The organism is Pseudoxanthomonas japonensis, from assembly GCF_010093445.1.
Lineage (GTDB): Bacteria > Pseudomonadota > Gammaproteobacteria > Xanthomonadales > Xanthomonadaceae > Pseudoxanthomonas_A > Pseudoxanthomonas_A japonensis.
In genome coordinates this window covers 1-15,825 of record NZ_PDWW01000005.1, presented here as the reverse complement: position 1 = coordinate 15,825, position 15,825 = coordinate 1, and the positions used below count along the sequence as shown (strand labels likewise).

Annotated in this window: 10 protein-coding genes and 1 riboswitch; of the genes, 3 read left to right on the top strand and 7 right to left on the bottom strand. The window is 68.4% G+C overall.

Translation table 11 applies throughout. From position 1 onward, the window contains the following. Window positions 1–5 precede the first annotated feature (5 nt). The 4 genes from CSC78_RS05465 to ahcY form a co-directional block, all read right to left on the bottom strand. On the bottom strand, window positions 6–518 hold the full coding sequence (locus CSC78_RS05465; RefSeq protein ID WP_162336905.1) for a gluconokinase: 513 nt from the start codon (window positions 516–518) through the stop codon (window positions 6–8). Further along, window positions 515–2,887 carry a GH36-type glycosyl hydrolase domain-containing protein gene (locus CSC78_RS05460; protein ID WP_162336904.1) on the bottom strand — a complete coding sequence of 791 codons (2,373 nt, stop codon included), beginning with the start codon at window positions 2,885–2,887 and terminating at the stop codon, window positions 515–517. Before CSC78_RS05460 ends, CSC78_RS05465 begins: the two co-directional genes overlap by 4 nt. Beyond that, complete coding sequence (locus CSC78_RS05455; protein ID WP_162336903.1) at window positions 2,884–4,284, bottom strand: MFS transporter; 1,401 nt, start codon at window positions 4,282–4,284, stop codon at window positions 2,884–2,886. The genes CSC78_RS05460 and CSC78_RS05455 overlap by 4 nt, the downstream gene beginning before the upstream one ends. A 214-nt stretch (window positions 4,285–4,498) precedes the next feature. Beyond that, window positions 4,499–5,941, bottom strand: a complete 1,443-nt coding sequence (ahcY, locus tag CSC78_RS05450; RefSeq protein ID WP_162336902.1) for an adenosylhomocysteinase — start codon at window positions 5,939–5,941, stop codon at window positions 4,499–4,501. A 34-nt stretch (window positions 5,942–5,975) separates the two neighbouring features. Then, window positions 5,976–6,054: riboswitch (S-adenosyl-L-homocysteine riboswitch) on the bottom strand. A 154-nt stretch (window positions 6,055–6,208) separates the two neighbouring features. On the opposite strand from ahcY, the gene ppc reads away from it, so the two are divergent. Then, window positions 6,209–8,932, top strand: a complete 2,724-nt coding sequence (ppc, locus tag CSC78_RS05445; RefSeq protein WP_162336901.1) for a phosphoenolpyruvate carboxylase — start codon at window positions 6,209–6,211, stop codon at window positions 8,930–8,932. A gap of 96 nt (window positions 8,933–9,028) precedes the next feature. Here ppc and CSC78_RS05440 read toward each other — a convergent pair whose 3' ends face one another. From CSC78_RS05440 to metK, 3 genes are all read right to left on the bottom strand, one after another. After that, the gene (locus tag CSC78_RS05440) at window positions 9,029–10,894 is read right to left on the bottom strand and encodes an ATP-binding cassette domain-containing protein (RefSeq protein ID WP_162336900.1); all 1,866 of its coding nucleotides are present in this window, start codon (window positions 10,892–10,894) and stop codon (window positions 9,029–9,031) included. A gap of 40 nt (window positions 10,895–10,934) precedes the next feature. Then, on the bottom strand, window positions 10,935–11,435 hold the full coding sequence (locus CSC78_RS05435) for an acyl-CoA thioesterase (RefSeq protein ID WP_162336899.1): 501 nt from the start codon (window positions 11,433–11,435) through the stop codon (window positions 10,935–10,937). A gap of 259 nt (window positions 11,436–11,694) precedes the next feature. Further along, entirely contained in the window at window positions 11,695–12,906 is a 1,212-nt protein-coding gene (gene metK, locus CSC78_RS05430; protein ID WP_162336898.1) for a methionine adenosyltransferase, read from the bottom strand. A 206-nt stretch (window positions 12,907–13,112) separates the two neighbouring features. On the opposite strand from metK, the gene CSC78_RS05425 reads away from it, so the two are divergent. After that, window positions 13,113–14,840, top strand: a complete 1,728-nt coding sequence (locus CSC78_RS05425; protein ID WP_162336897.1) for a lysophospholipid acyltransferase family protein — start codon at window positions 13,113–13,115, stop codon at window positions 14,838–14,840. 23 nt (window positions 14,841–14,863) lie between these two features. Further along, window positions 14,864–15,655 carry a UDP-2,3-diacylglucosamine diphosphatase gene (locus CSC78_RS05420; RefSeq protein ID WP_162337063.1) on the top strand — a complete coding sequence of 264 codons (792 nt, stop codon included), beginning with the start codon at window positions 14,864–14,866 and terminating at the stop codon, window positions 15,653–15,655. Window positions 15,656–15,825 lie beyond the last annotated feature (170 nt).

Here is a 15,825-nt window from a genome sequence, read left to right as displayed (position 1 = left end):
TCCGCTCAATCCGGCTGCAGCGCCGCCAAGGCAAGCCGCAGCTGTACGGCGGGCGGTTCGGCCGCGTCGATCCGCACGACATCGGCTTCGTCCACGGGCGTCTCCAGCGTGGCGAACTGGCTGTCCAGCAGCGATGCCGGCATGTAATGGCCACGACGTGCCTGCATACGCGCCGCGATCAGCGCCGCGTCGCCGTGCAGGAACAGGAATTTCATCGGCAGTCCGGTCGCACGCAGCCGGTCGCGATGACGCTGGCGCAGGCCGGAGAACGCCAGCACCACGCGCTCGCCCGCCGCCACCCGGCGTTGCAGGTCCAAGGCGATCCGGCGCACCCAGGGCGCGCGCATGCGGTCGGTGAGTGGCTGACCTCCAGCCATCCGCGTTTTCGCGGCCAGGCTGTGGACGTCGTCGGCATCGAGGAACGTCGCCGGCCAGGCATCGGCCAAGGCGCGCGCCAGCGTGGTCTTGCCGCTGCCCGACACGCCCATCACCACGACGACGCGGACGTGCCCGCTCATGCCGGCAGCTCGACGCGCACCTGGTACGTGCGGCCAGCGTCGAAGCCGCGCAGCCTGGTGTCGTCCTGCCAGACACCATCCACGGCGACCCGCGTCTCCGCGATGCCGTCCACCCGTTCGATGGCGACCTCGAACGTCGCGCCCCGGAAGCTGCGCGTCGCGCGCGCCGACCGCCAGTGCGAGGGCAGCTGCGGCGCGATCCGCAGCGCATCGCCCTCGCCACGCAGCCCGAACAGTTCCTCCACCAGGCAGCGGTACAGCCACGCCGCCGTGCCGGTGTTGAACAACTGGCTGGAACGGCCCGCGGTACGCGGATGCAGGCGCCACGCGCCGCGGTAGTAGTTCGGCACGAACACCGGCAACTGCCCGCGCTGCAGGCAGTCGGTGGCGTCGGGCATCGGTAGCATGGCGCGCAACACCTGCCAGGCCCGGTCGGCGTCACCGACCCGATAGAGGCTGTAGAGGTAGAACGCCGCGGCATGGTTGTAGACCGAACCGTTCTCCGCCGAGCCGGGGAACTTCTGTGTCACCCGGCCCACGTCCTCGCGCATGCGCGTGTACGGCGGGTCGAACATCGCCACGCCGTAGGGCGATACCAGGTGCGCATCGATGGCGGCCAGCATGCGCGTGCGTTTGGCCGCGTCGGCGGCGCCACTCAACATGGCCCAGCTCTGGGGATTCAGGAAGATGCGGCCTTCCCGATCGTTGCCGACGCCGAAGGCGACGCCGTCATCGGTGATGCCGCGGCCGTACCAGTCGCCATCCCAGAGGTGGCTATCCATGGCGTTGTTGCAGGCGTCCGCCCCCTGGCGGCATTCCCCGGCGAGCGCATCCTCACCGCGTCGCGCACAGATCTCCGCCCACTGCTTCAGCGCGTGGGCGGTGGCCAGCGTCAGCCAGCCGGACACGCCGCGTCCACGCCAGCCCACCATGTTCATCGGATCGCACCAGTCGCCCTGTGCGATGTAGCTGAGACCGCGTGCGTCGCGGGCCTGCAGCAGCCAGCGCATCGCCCGGGTGATGCGCTCGGACACCGTTGCGACGTGACCCTCGCGATCGGTCACCGGCGCGTCCAGCAGGGCATCGTCGCCGGTTTCGTCCAGGTAGGCGCGCAGGCAGACCGGCAGCCAGACCGCGTGGTCGGTGTGGGGAATCTGGTTGATGTACTTCAGCTCCGCGCCTTCCGTCAGCAGGATGCCGTCCGGCATCGCGCCCGACGGTTCCTGCTGCGAGAGCGCATGCAGGAAAGCGGTGCGCGCAACCTCGGGGCGCAGGTAGCCCATGCCCATGTGGTCCTGCAGGTAGTTGCGCGTCTGCGGGTCCGTCGTCAGGCGATTCACGTCGCCGTGGTAGAACACCTGCCGAGGCAGCCAATGGTTGGCGAAGGCATCCAGCCAGGGGTCGGGCGTTTCGATGCTCAGGCAGCCGCTACCGGCATCGATGTATGCCCCGCCGGCGGCAGCGGCGTCGGAAAACCCGTGCGGCGACAGATGCCGGGTGCGGAGCTGCCGGATCTCGTCGTCGTCGCGCGCGGGCGCGAACACGAAGCGATACTCCCGTACCTCGTCGTCCTCCAGGTCGACGCGATACTGCAGCACCGCGGTGGGCATCTCGTAGGCCGCGTCGCCGCCGCCCAGGCGATCCTGGCCGGCGATGGCCTGCGGCGCGTGCAACCCGCCTTCGCCTTCGAACTGCGCCTGGTTGGCCTCCCACGCATCCGGTGCCTGTTCGTAGAGCAGCACGGTGCGGTCCTTGAAGTCGCGCTGGCGGAAGTAGTCCTCGACCTTCTGGTACGGCGCGATGCTGTCGCAGACGATGCCGCCCAGCTCGGCGCGATGGCGGCCGGACTGGTTCATCCATGACATGTAGCCGACCGGGAAATACGGATACAGGCTCACCCGTCGTCGCCGGCCGGCGCGGTTGCGCACGCGCAGCGTCCACAGTTCCGCCACGTCGTCGGTGGGCAGCACGACGCTCATTTCCACCTCGATGCCCGCGCACTGCACGCGCCACGCGACGTCGCTCAGGCCGACCGAAAACGCGAAGGCCTCCGGCGCGCGGCGCACCGGCTCGTGCGGTACCGAGAACAGCGCGCCGTCCTCCTCGTCCTTCACGTAGCAGAAGCGGCCCGGATGGTGCGCGTAATACGGCTGCTCCGGCTGCATGAAGGTCTTGGCCTCCAGCGTAGGCGCGTGCGCGTACTTGGCCGGCTCCGGCTGCATGAACTGCGCGGTGGCGAAGCCGCGGCAGTTGAGCTGCAGCAGCATCCGGCGGTTCCACAGGAACGTCGACGCGGAGGGCATCGCGGTGGGGCTGGTCAGGACGAAGCGGCGGCCTGCTTCCTGGAAGCCGTACGGGACGTCCGTCATGCCGTTACCTCCCGCCGCGCCCGCAGGTCGGCCTGCACCTGCGCGAGGGTGGCGCCGTCGAGGGGATAGAAGCGCATCACCCACGCCGCCAGCAGCGCGACGCCGCCCGGAATCACCGTCAGCAGCAGCACGATGCCCAGCCGCGATGCGTCCGACTGCGACGCGTTCGCCACGTAGCCCATGGCTGCGAGGATCCATGCGATCGTGGCCGAGGCCAGCGCACCGCCGAGCTTCTGCGAGAACGTCGCTGCGGCGAAGGTCATCGCGGTGGCACGGCGTCCGGTCTTCCACTCGGTGTAGTCGGCGCAGTCGGCGTACATGGAGAACGCCAACGGCGATTTGGGGCCCAGCATCAGCCCGACCAGCAGATTGAGGGCGAACATCCACCAGACGGATCCGGGCGGGATGAAGAACATTGCGCAACTCGCTATTCCGACGCCCGCCATCAGCCCTGCCATCAGTCGCCGCTTGTCCACGTAGCGCGTCATCAACGGCGTCAGCCCGGCGCCGACGGCCAGGGCGAGCGCGTAGGTGCCCAGGAACAAGCCGGTCAGGTCGGGCCGTCCGAGGTGGTACTTCAGGTAGTAGGCCAGTGAGCCACCGCGCATCACGATGGTCACCATGATGATCAGGGCCAGCGCGAACAGCACCATCCACGGCCGGTTGTGCAGCAGGTCGACGACATCCTGGCGCACGTTGCTGGCCTGCTGGGCCGGCGGCGCCACGCGTTCCCGCGTGGTCAGCGCCACCGTGACGAAGGCCGCCGTGGCGATCACGCCGTACAGCGACAATGTCAGCTGCCAACCCAGCGCTTCGTCGCCGCGTCCCAGCCAGCGCACCAGGTCCAGCGTCAGCCAGTTCACCGCCATCGTGCCGGCGAACGCCGCGATGAAGCGGAAGCTGATCAGCTGCGTGCGCTGCTGGCTGTCGGCGGTGATCACGCCCGACAGCGCGGAGTAGGGGATGCTCAGCACGGTGTAGGCGAGCATCATCAGGGTGAAGGTCGCATAGGCCCACACCAGTTTTCCGCCGTCGCCCAGGTCGGGCACGGTCCAGGTCAGCACGCCGGTGAACGCCAGCGGCAGCGCGCCGTAGAGCAGGTAGGGACGGAAGCGGCCGAAGCGGCTGCGGGTGCGATCGGCCAATGCGCCCATCAACGGGTCGGTGACGGCATCCACGATCTTGGTGACCAGCATCATGGTGCCGACCGCGGCGGCGGCCAGCCCCATCACGTCGGTGTAGAAGATCAGCAGGAACGCCGAGATGTTCGCCCAGTAGAGATTGAAGCCGAAGTCGCCGACGCCGTAGCCGACCTTTTCGCCCAACCGGGGTTCCGTCGAAGATGGTGCCTTGTCGGCGGGGTGCGCGATACCGCCGCTCCCCTGGTCGCGTTGCATGTCCACTCCCGGTGCTGGGTCGTCGCGCCGCAGACCCGATGCAGGCGTGGGCGACGGTACGGCGGCCAAGCTTGCGATGATCGCCGAAGCGAGGCAAGCGCCCAGCGGTATCGAAATGGTTGCGGAGGAAGGCGTGCGACGGCCACTCGCTGCGTGAAATGCAGAACGGGCGCCCGAAGGCGCCCGTTCCGTTGTCGCAGCGGAACCGCAGCGATCAGTAGCGGTAGTGATCCGGCTTGTACGGGCCTTCGACCGACACGCCCAGGTAGTCGGCCTGGTCCTTGGTCAGCGTGGTCAGCTTCACGCCGATCTTCTCCAGGTGCAGGCGCGCGACTTCCTCGTCGAGCTGCTTGGGCAGGATGTAGACCTTAGACTCGTACGCGTCCTTGTTCGCCCACAGGTCGATCTGCGCGAGCGTCTGGTTCGAGAACGAGTTCGACATCACGAAGCTCGGGTGGCCGGTGGCGCAGCCCAGGTTCACCAGGCGGCCTTCGGCGAGCAGGAAGATCGCGTTGCCGTTGCCGAACGTGAACTTGTCGACCTGCGGCTTGATGTTGGTGCGCGTGGCGCCCGAGGCGTACAGCGCATCGACCTGGATCTCGTTGTCGAAGTGGCCGATGTTGCAGACGATCGCCTGGTCCTTCATCGCCTTCATGTGGGCGAGGGTGATGATGTCCTTGTTGCCGGTGGTGGTGACGTAGATGTCGGCGCGGCCGAGGGTGTCCTCGACGGTGGTGACTTCATAGCCTTCCATCGCCGCCTGCAGCGCGCAGATCGGATCGATCTCGGTGACGATGACGCGGGCGCCGTAGGCGCGCAGCGATGCCGCCGAACCCTTGCCCACGTCGCCGTAGCCGCAGACCACGGCGACCTTGCCGGCCAGCATCACGTCGAGCGCGCGCTTCAGGCCGTCGGCCAGCGACTCGCGGCAGCCGTACAGGTTGTCGAACTTCGACTTGGTGACCGAGTCGTTGACGTTGATCGCCGGGATCAGCAGCTTGCCCTGTTCGGCCAGCTGGTAGAGGCGGTGCACGCCGGTGGTGGTTTCTTCCGACACGCCCTTCCAGTCGGCGACGACCCTGGTCCAGTAGCCCGGGCGTTCCTTGGCGACGCGCTTGAGCAGGTCCTTGATCACCTGTTCCTCGTGGCTGCCCGATGCGCTGTCGACCCAGCTCTCGTCGCCCTGTTCCAGCTCGTAACCCTTGTGGATCAGCAGCGTCACGTCGCCGCCGTCATCGACGACGAGCTGCGGGCCGAGGAAGCCGCCCTTGCCGTCGGGGAACGACAGCGCGTCCAGCGTGCAGTCCCAATACTCTTCCAGCGTCTCGCCCTTCCACGCGAACACCGGCGTACCGGTCGCGGCGATCGCGGCGGCGGCGTGGTCCTGCGTCGAGAAGATGTTGCACGAGGCCCAGCGCACGTCGGCGCCGATGTCCTTCAGCGTCTCGATCAGCACGGCGGTCTGGATGGTCATGTGCAGCGAGCCGGTCACGCGCACGCCCTTCAGCGGCGTGGTGGCGGCGTGCTTGCGGCGGATCGACATCAGGCCGGGCATCTCGTGCTCGGCGATGTCGAGTTCCTTGCGGCCCCAATCGGCCAGCGAAATGTCGGCGACTTTGTAGTCACCCTCGGTCGAGAACTTGCGTACTGCGTTCATGGCATTGCTCCGGTCTGTGCGATCAGGGTCGCAGGTTGGCCGGGCGCCGTTGCAGGTTCGTTCCACCGAGCCTGGCCGGACTCCAGGTCACGGTCGCAGCGCCCCTCGGCGAAGGGGCGCCATTATATCGCTGGTTCCGGATGAAACGATGGCGCACGTATCACCCCTGATCGGGTAGGCTCCGGAATGCTGCCTTGCAGCAGACCAGTTGTCCGCCGGGACAATACCAATACAGGCCAACCGAACGACGGGATCCACGCGCCACGCATGAACAGCCCCCGCAGTCTCGAATTCGCTCCCCCCGATGTCCCCCTGCGTGAAGACGTGCGCCGTCTGGGCGCCCTGGTCGGCGACATGCTGGCCGAACAGGTGTCGCCGCAGTTCCTGGCCGACGTGGAGCGCGTGCGCACCACCGCCATCGCGCGCCGTCAGGCGGGCGAACCGCCGCAGTCGCTGGCCGGACTGCTCGACGGGCAGGCGCCGGCCCAGGCCGAGGCGCTGATCCGCGCGTTCAGTACGTATTTCCAGGTGGTCAACATCGCCGAGCGCGTGCACCGCATCCGCCGACGGCGCGAGTATCAGCGCGCCGGCAGTGCGCGACCGCAGCCCGACGGACTGCACGACACGCTGTCCAAGCTCAAGGCGCAGGGCGTGACGCTGGACGAACTGGCCGACTGGCTGCCGCGCATCGACGTGGAGCCGGTGTTCACCGCGCACCCGACCGAAGCCGTGCGCCGCGCGCTGCTGGAGAAGGAGCAGCTGATGGTGGCCAGCCTGATCAACGGGCTGGACGGCACGCGCACGCCGGGCGAACTGGCCACCGACACCGCGCGCTTCCGCATGGCGCTGACGTCGGCCTGGCAGACCTCCGATTCGTCGCCGGTGCGCCCGGGCGTCGAGGACGAGCGCGAACACGTCGGTTTCTACCTCATCGAAGTGCTCTACCGCGTCATTCCGGTGCTGTACGAAACCTTCGAGAACGCGATCACCGACGTCTACGGCGCCGCGCCTCAGGTCGCCGCGCACCTGCCGCGGGTCCTGCGCTTCGGTACGTGGGTGGGCGGCGACATGGACGGCAATCCGAACGTGGATGCCGGCACGATCACCGCCACCCTGAATGCACAGCGCCGCTCCATCCTCACCCGCTACCTGAAGGAGCTGCGCCAGCTCACCACGCTGCTGAGCCAGTCCACCTCGGTGATCGGCGTGTCGCCCGGGGTGCTGTCACGCGTGGAAGCGTACCGCGCGCTGATGCCCGAGGCCGCGAAGAAGTCGCGCCCGCGCCACGGCGACATGCCGTACCGCCTGCTCAACGACCTGATGCGCGCGCGCCTGCAGGCCACGCTGGAAGACAGGCCCGAGGCCTACACGTCACCGGAAGAACTCGCCGGCGACGTCGACCTGATCCTGCACAGCCTGGAAGCCAACCGCGGCATCCATGCGGGCTGGTTCGCGATCCGCCGGCTGGCCTGGCGCGTGCGCACGTTCGGCTTCCACCTCGCGCGACTGGACGTGCGGCAGGAATCCAGCGTGCATGCGCGCGCTGTCGCGAGCGCGCTCGGGGATGACGGATGGGAGGAGCGCGCCGCTGTCGAGCGCGCCGCGCAACTCGGTGCCTACGCCAGTGGCAAGAACGTGCTGCCGGCATCGGATCAGGAAGGCAACGAGCGCCTGGACGCCGTCTTCCGCGCCCTGGCCGATGCGCGCGCGCGCCACGGCACCGATGCATTGGGCACCTACATCATCAGCATGGCGCACAGCCGCGCCGACGTGCTGACCGTGCTGGCGCTCGCGCGCCGGGGCGGGCTGGTCGATGACGCAGGACAGGTGCCGCTCGATATCGCGCCGCTGTTCGAGACCATCGACGACCTCGGCCACGGCACCGGGGTGCTGCGCGACCTGCTGGCCGATCCGGTCTACCGCGCGCACCTTGCGGCCCGCGACAACGTGCAGATGGTGATGCTGGGCTATTCCGACAGCGGCAAGGACGGCGGCATCGCCGCCTCGCGCTGGGGCCTGCAGCGGGCGCAGGTCGACCTGGTCGATGCCGCCCAGGAGCTGGACATCAAGCTGACGTTCTTCCACGGACGCGGCGGCTCGATCGTCCGCGGCGGCGGCAAGACCACGCGTGCGCTGGAAGCGGCGCCGCGTGGCAGCGTCGATGGCCGCCTGCGCGTGACCGAGCAGGGCGAAGTGATCCACCGCAAGTACGGCATCCGTGCGCTGGCACTGCGTTCGCTGGAACAGTCGGTCGGTGCGGTGCTGCTGTCGAGCCTGCGCCCGCGTCCGCCGGAGCCGCGCGAGGCGACATGGCGCGAGATCATGGCGCTGGTCGCGCAGGAGAGCTCGCAGGCCTATCGCGCGTTCGTGCAGTCGCCGCGCTTCATGGACTACTTCCGTGCCGCCACGCCGATCGACGTGATCGAGCGGATGACGCTGGGCTCGCGCCCGTCGCGCCGGCTGGGACAGGACGCGGCGCTCGGCAACCTGCGGGCGATCCCGTGGGTGTTCGCGTGGAGCCAGGCGCGCGCGGTGATTCCCGGCTGGTACGGCGTGGGTACCGGCCTGCAGGCCGCCGTGGACACGTACGGCGAGGAGGCGCTGAAGGAGATGGCGCGCGACTGGCCGTTCTTCAAGACCTTCCTGGACGACATCTCGATGGTGCTGGCCAAGGGCGACCTGAGCATCGCCGAGATGTACTCGAAGATGTCGGGCGACCTGCACGGCGAATTCTTCCCGCGCGTGCAGCACGAGCATGCCGCCGCGGCGAAGTGGGTGATGGCGCTCAACGGCAACGAGTGGCTGTTGCAGCACGACCAGCGGCTGGCGCTGTCGATCCGCCTGCGCAATCCCTACATCGACCCGATCAGCGTGATGCAGGCCGACCTGCTGAAGCGCTGGCGCGACAGCGACCGCGAGGACGACGCGCTGCTGCACGCGCTGGTCGCCAGCATCAACGGCGTGTCGCAGGGCGTGCAGAACACCGGGTGATGTGGGATCCCGGTGTGGGAGCGACGTAAGTCGCGATGACGTGTTACCGATGTTTCATCGCGACTTACGTCGCTCCCACACCAGCATCCCGCCGCCTCAGCCATCCAGCTCCGACCAGCGCTGGTAGGCGCGGTCCAGGTCCGCCTGTTTCGCGGCCAACTCCTCGTTCGCACGCTGCAGGTCCGCCGGCGATTGCTGGTAGTACGCCGGGTCGTTCATTGCGGCGGTGCGCCTGGCGACTTCGGCTTCCAGTGTTTCGATCAGGGCCGGCAGCTGTTCCAGTTCGCGCGCTTCCTTGAAGCCGAGCTTGCGCTTGGCGGCGACCGGCTCGGGCTGCTTCGACAGGGTGGGCTTGGCAGGTGTGGATGGGCTGGTGGCCGCGGCTGGCGCGCGACGCTGGCGCAGCCAGTCCGAATAGCCGCCGACGTAGTCGCCCAAGCGGCCTTCGCCTTCCAGCACCAGCGTGCTGGTGACCACGTTGTCGAGGAAGTCGCGGTCGTGGCTGACCAGCAGCAACGTGCCCTTGTAGTCCAGCAGCAGCTCTTCCAGCAGTTCCAGCGTCTCCACGTCCAGGTCGTTGGTCGGTTCGTCCATCACCAGCAGGTTGGACGCCTGCGCGAACAGCTTGGCCAGCAGCAGGCGGTTGCGCTCGCCGCCGGACAGGCGGGTGATCGGTGCACGCGCGCGTTCCGGTGAGAACAGGAAGTCCTGCAGGTAGCCGATGACGTGCTTGCGGCTGCCGTTTATCTCGACGAAATCGCTGCCTTCGGCCACGTTCTCCAGCGCGGTGCGCGATTCGTCCAGCTGGCTGCGGTGCTGGTCGAAATAAGCGATCTGCAGGCCGGTGCCCAGCTTCACCTCGCCCTGTTGCGGCGCCAGTTCGCCCAGCAGGATCTTCAGCAGCGTCGACTTGCCGGCACCGTTCGGGCCGATGATGCCGACGCGGTCGCCCCGCATGATCGTCGCGGAGACGTCGTCCAGCAGCGTGCGGCCGTCGTAGGCCTGGGTGATGTGGGTGGCTTCGATGACCTTCTTGCCGGACGCCTGCGCGGCGGCGGCTTCCATCTTGACGTTGCCGGACAGTTCCCGGCGTTGCGCGCGTTCGCGGCGCATCGCCTTCAGTGCGGTGACGCGGCCTTCGTTGCGCGTGCGACGCGCCTTGATGCCCTGGCGGATCCAGACTTCCTCCTGCGCCAGCAGCTTGTCGAAGCGCGCGTTCTCCTGCGCCTCGGCATGCAGCCGCTCTTCGCGACGGCGCAGGTAGTTGTCGTAATCGCCCGGCCAGCTGGTCAGCTGGCCGCGGTCGATCTCGAGGATGCGGGTGGCCAGCGAGCGCAGGAAGCTGCGGTCGTGGGTGACGAAGACGATGCTGCCGCCGAAGGACTTCAGGAAGCCTTCCAGCCAGGCGATCGCCTCGATGTCGAGGTGGTTGGTCGGTTCGTCCAGCAGCAGGATGTCGGGATCGCGCACCAGCGCCTGCGCCAGCAGCACGCGGCGCTTCATGCCGCCGGACAGCGCGGCGAAGTCGGTCTCCTCGGGCAGCTCCAGCCGTTCCAGCACCTGCTGCACTCGGCGGTCCAGGTCCCAGCCGTTGCGCGCCTCGATCTGCGCCTGGGCGTCGCCCATCGCGTCCATGTCGCCGTCGTGCAGCGCATGGTGGTAGCGCGCCAGCAACTGGCCGAGGTCGCCCAGCCCCTCGGCGACCACGTCGAACACCGTGCCCTGCGTATCCTGCGGCACCTCCTGTGCCATGCGCGCGACGACCACGCCGTTCTGCACGCGGATTTCGCCGTCGTCCGGCTTCAGTTCGCCGGCCATCAGCCGCATCAGCGTGGATTTGCCCATGCCATTGCGGCCGACGATGCAGACGCGCTCGCCGGGTTCGATGGACAGGTCGACGTGTTCGAGGAGAAGCGGCCCGCCGACGCTGAAGTCGACCCGCTGGAATTGCATCAGAGACATGCGCCCATTGTACCGGGCGCGGGTCGGTCACCGGCGGTACTCAGTCGACGGCGTGCGCTTTCGTGCCGAGCAGGGCGGCATGCCGTTGCTCCATTTCCTCGCGCAACTCCCGGCGCAGGCGAGCGGCGGCGAAGCGGCGGACCTCGTCGGGCGTGCCGGGTTCCAGCGCGGGCACCGGGGTGGGGCGGCCGTCGTCGTCCACCGCGACCATGGTGAAGAAGCAGCTGTTGGCGTGGCGCACGCTCTGCTTGCGGATGTCCTCGGCCACCACCTTGATGCCGATTTCCATCGACGAGATACCGGTGTGGTTGACCGAGGCCAGGAAGGTCACCAGTTCGCCCACGTTGATCGCCTGGCGGAACATCACCTGGTCCACCGACAGCGTGACCACGTACTTGCCCGCGTAGCGGCTGCCGCAGGCGTAGGCCACCTGGTCGAGCAGCTTGAGGATGGCACCGCCGTGGACCTTGCCGGAGAAGTTGGCCATGTCCGGGGTCATCAGCACCGTCATCGATAGCTGGTGGCTTTTCAGGGTGTCCATGGCGTGTCCACAGGAGAACTGGCGGGCAGGCTAACCCATTCTTCCCGCGGCGTTGCACCGCCTCGCGTAGAGCCCAGCTTGCCCGGCTGGGGGGGGCGGGCGAGCGCGCACAGAAGCAGCGGAGCAAGCTCCGCTCTATGACGGCAAAGCAAACGGGCCGCATGAGCGGCCCGTTCTCTGAATCAAAGGCACGGGATCCCCGCCTGCACGGGGATGACGGCCCGGCAAAGGCGCCTGCGTCCGCAGGCGCGCCGGGTCGTCACTTCAGCTTGGCGTCCTTGCGCAGCGCCTCTGCGCGATCGGTCTTCTCCCACGAGAAGGTGGTCGCGGTGTGCTTCTTGCCGGCGGCGTCGACGTAGCTGATTTCCTTCGGCTTGCGGCCGAAGTGGCCGTAGCTGGCGGTCGGCTGGTAGATCGGGTGCTCCAGGTCCAGCATCTTCGTGATGCCGTACGGACGCAGGTCGAAGTGCTTGCGGATCAGCTTCTCGATCACGTCGTCGCCGACCTTGCCGGTGCCGAACGTGGTGACCGAGATCGAGGTCGGCTCGGCCACGCCGATGGCGTAGGAGACCTGCACTTCGCACTTGTCGGCCAAGCCGGCGGCCACGATGTTCTTGGCCACGTAGCGCGCGGCGTAGGCGGCCGAACGGTCGACCTTCGACGGATCCTTGCCCGAGAACGCGCCGCCGCCGTGGCGGGCCATGCCGCCGTAGCTGTCGACGATGATCTTGCGGCCGGTCAGGCCGCAATCGCCCACCGGGCCGCCGATGACGAACTTGCCCGTCGGGTTGATGTGCACCTTGTTCTTCGGCAGCGCGTCCAGCCACTTCTTCGGCAGCACGGGCACCAGGATCTCGGCGCGCACGGCCTCGATCAGGTCCTTCTGCTTGATGTCCGGATCGTGCTGGGTCGACAGCACCACGGCGTCGAGACCGAGCACGGTGTTGCCGTCGTAGCGCAGGGTGACCTGCGACTTGGCGTCGGGACGCAGCCACTTCAGCTTGCCCTTCTTGCGCACCTTGGCCTGCTGTTCCACCAGGCGGTGGCTGTAGTACAGCGGGGCGGGCATGAATTCCGGCGCCTCGTTGCAGGCGTAGCCGAACATCAGGCCCTGGTCGCCCGCGCCCTGTTCTTCCGGCTTCTTGCGGTCGACGCCCTGGTTGATGTCGGGCGACTGCTTGCCCAGCATGTTGATGATGGCGCAGGTGTGGCCGTCGAAGCCGACGTCCGAGTTGTCGTAGCCGATGTCGTTGATCACCTTGCGGGCCAGCGATTCGATGTCCACCCACGCGGTGGTGGTGACTTCGCCGGCCACGATGGCGGCGCCCGTCTTCACCAGCGTCTCGCAGGCCACGCGTGCGCGCTTGTCCTGGGCCAGGATCGCGTCCAGCACGGCGTCGGAAATCTGGTCGGCGATCTTGTCCGGATGGCCTTCGGAGACCGATTCGGAGGTGAACAGGTAGCTGGACATCGGGCTTATATCCTTTGATTCGGATGAAAAGATGGGCGCGCATGATACACGCCGGGACGGGTGCGTGCATTCTGCGCTGTTCAGGGTTGCCACCGGGTTAAGGGCAGGTCGACCGGCGTTGTCACCGGACTGCCAGAAAACGGACACGGCGCTGTCGCCCGCCGGGCGCAGGCTGCGCGGCGACACCCCGCCGCCAGCCCTTGCCCATGCGCCCGCTGGAACAGCAGATCACCGAACGTTATCCCCACTGGTTCCGAGGCCGTCACGCCCGGCTGACCCGGCCGTTGCTGCGCACGCTGGGCCGCTGGTCGAAGCTGGACCAGGCCTACGCCTTCCTGGCCGACCATGGTCACCTGCATGGCCTCGCCTTCGTCGATGCCGCCATCGACCATCTCAACATGCGGACGATCGCCGACCCGGCGGAGGAGCGGCGCATTCCCGCGCAAGGCCGGCTGCTGATCGTCGCCAACCATCCCTCCGGCGCGCTGGATGCGCTGGCACTGCTGCAACTCGTGGGCCGCGTGAGGCAGGACGTGAGGATCGTCGCGAACGACGTCCTGGCCGGCATCGCGCCACTGGCGGAGTTGCTGCTGCCGGTGCGCATCCTGGGCGGCAAGCCATCGGCCGATAGCGTGCGCGCGGTGGAACAGGCGCTGGAGGCCGAGCAATGCGTGATCGTGTTCCCAGCCGGTGAAGTCTCGCGGTTGGGTCCGCGTGGCGTGCGCGACACGCGCTGGCGTCGCGGCTTCCTGCGCTTCGCCCGCGCCACCGGGACGCCGGTGCTGCCGATCCGCGTGGAGGCGCGCAATTCACCGCTGTTCTATGGCGCCTCGGCGCTGTTCAAACCGGCCGGAACCGCGCTGCTGGCGCGCGAGATGTTCCGCCGCAGCCAACGGCGCCTGCAGTTGCATGTCGGACGGGCGCTGCGCGTGGATGCGGAGGAAGACGTCGCATCCGCGATCGCCGGTGTGCGTGCGGCGCTGTATGCGCTCGGACGACGCGCCACGCCGGCGTCGCCGGAGCCCGTCGATGTCGCCGAGCGGCTGGTCGAGCCGTTGTCGCCCGACGTGCTGGAGGCCTGCATCGCCGCGCTGGACGTGCTGGGCCAGACCACCGACGGCAAGCGCATCTGTGTCGGCCGGCTGGCGGGCGGCTCGCCGCTGCTGCGCGAGATCGGACGCCTGCGCGAACTGACCTTCCGTGCCGTGGGCGAGGGCACGGGCAAGCGGATGGACGTGGATGCCTTCGACACCTGGTACGAGCACATCGTGCTGTGGGACGCGTCGCAGCGGAGGATCGCAGGTGCGTACCGGATCGCCCGCGGTGCGCCGGTGCTCGCGGCACAGGGACTGAAAGGCCTGTACACCGCCTCGCTGTTCGACTACGCCGACGACGCGCTGCCGCGCCTGGCGGGCGGCATGGAGCTGGGACGCAGCTTCGTGGTGCCGGAGTACTGGGGCAGCCGCAGCATCGACTACCTGTGGCAGGGCATCGGCGCCTACCTGCGCCGGCATCCGGGCGTGCGCTACCTGTTCGGTGCGGTGTCGATGAGCGCCGCGCTGCCCGCGCACGCGCGCGAACGCATCGTCGCCTACTACACGCACTACTACGGAGACGCGTGTGGCAACGCCCGGCCCCGGCATCCGTTCCAGTACGCCGCCACGCCGCTGTCGTTCGAGGCGCTGGATGCCGACACCGGATTCCGCGTGCTCAAGGCCAATCTCGACACGCTCGGGGCGAGCGTGCCGATGCTCTACAGGCAGTACACCGACCTGTGCGAACCCGGTGGCGCGCGCTTCCTGGCGTTCGGCGTCGATCCGGATTTCAGCGACTCGATCGATGGCCTGATCGAAGTGGACCTGCACCGCATCCGTCCGAAGAAGCGCGAGCGCTATCTCGGCGACCGCCGGCCTCCGGTGGAGACCGCGGCGTGAGCCCGCGGACCGCGCCACCCCCGATGCGGCGCGCGGTCTTCGTCTCCGACGTCCATCTCGGCTCCAAACATTGCCATGCCGCCGAGTTCGCCGACTTCCTGTCCGGACTGCGCTGCCGTCGGCTGTATCTGGTCGGCGACATCGTCGACCTGTGGTGGATGGCGCAGCGCCGCGCGTCGTGGGATGCCGCCCACAACCGCGTGGTCGAGGCGTTGCACGCGCTGGCGCGCGACGGCACCGAACTGATCTACGTGCCGGGTAACCATGACCGCGCGATCCGCCGGTTCTGCGGCCTGGTGCTGCCGGCCATGCAGGTGCGCCGCCGGGCCATCCACACCACGCTGGACGGCCGGCGCCTGCTGGTGACCCACGGCGACGACTACGATGGCATCACCCATTTCGGCGGGCTGCAGGAAAGGTTCGGCGACTGGCTGTACTACCGCATCCTCACCGGCAACCGCCTGACCAATCAGCTGCGCCGTCGCTTCGGCCTGCGCTACTGGTCGCTGGCCGAGTACCTCAAGCGGCAGAGCGACGCGGCCGAGCGCTACATCGCCCGCTTCGTGCAGGCGGGGCTGGACGATGCACGCCGCCGCAGCCTGGACGGCATCGTCTGCGGCCATATCCATCGTGCCTCGCTGCTGCAGCGCGACGGCCTGATCTACGCCAACGACGGTGACTGGGTGGAAAGCCTGACCGCGCTCAGCGAGGAGGCCGACGGCACCTTGTGCCTGCTGTCGCACACGGGCAAGGTGCTGGCCGACGTGGCGCCGCGGCTGCGCCTGGTGCCGCAGGACGCGCAACGCGCCGCGTAGGCCAGCCCGGCGTGCACGCCGGGTGATGGTCGCGGGCATGGCCCGCTTGTGTCTGCGGTTACCCCTAGAGTTGTGGCGGAGAGCGATGTGCGGCAGGCCGACAGGCCGCTGTGTTCGAGCACGTGTAGGAGCCAGGGCCGCCGCACATCGACCTCGATCCATAGCCCGAA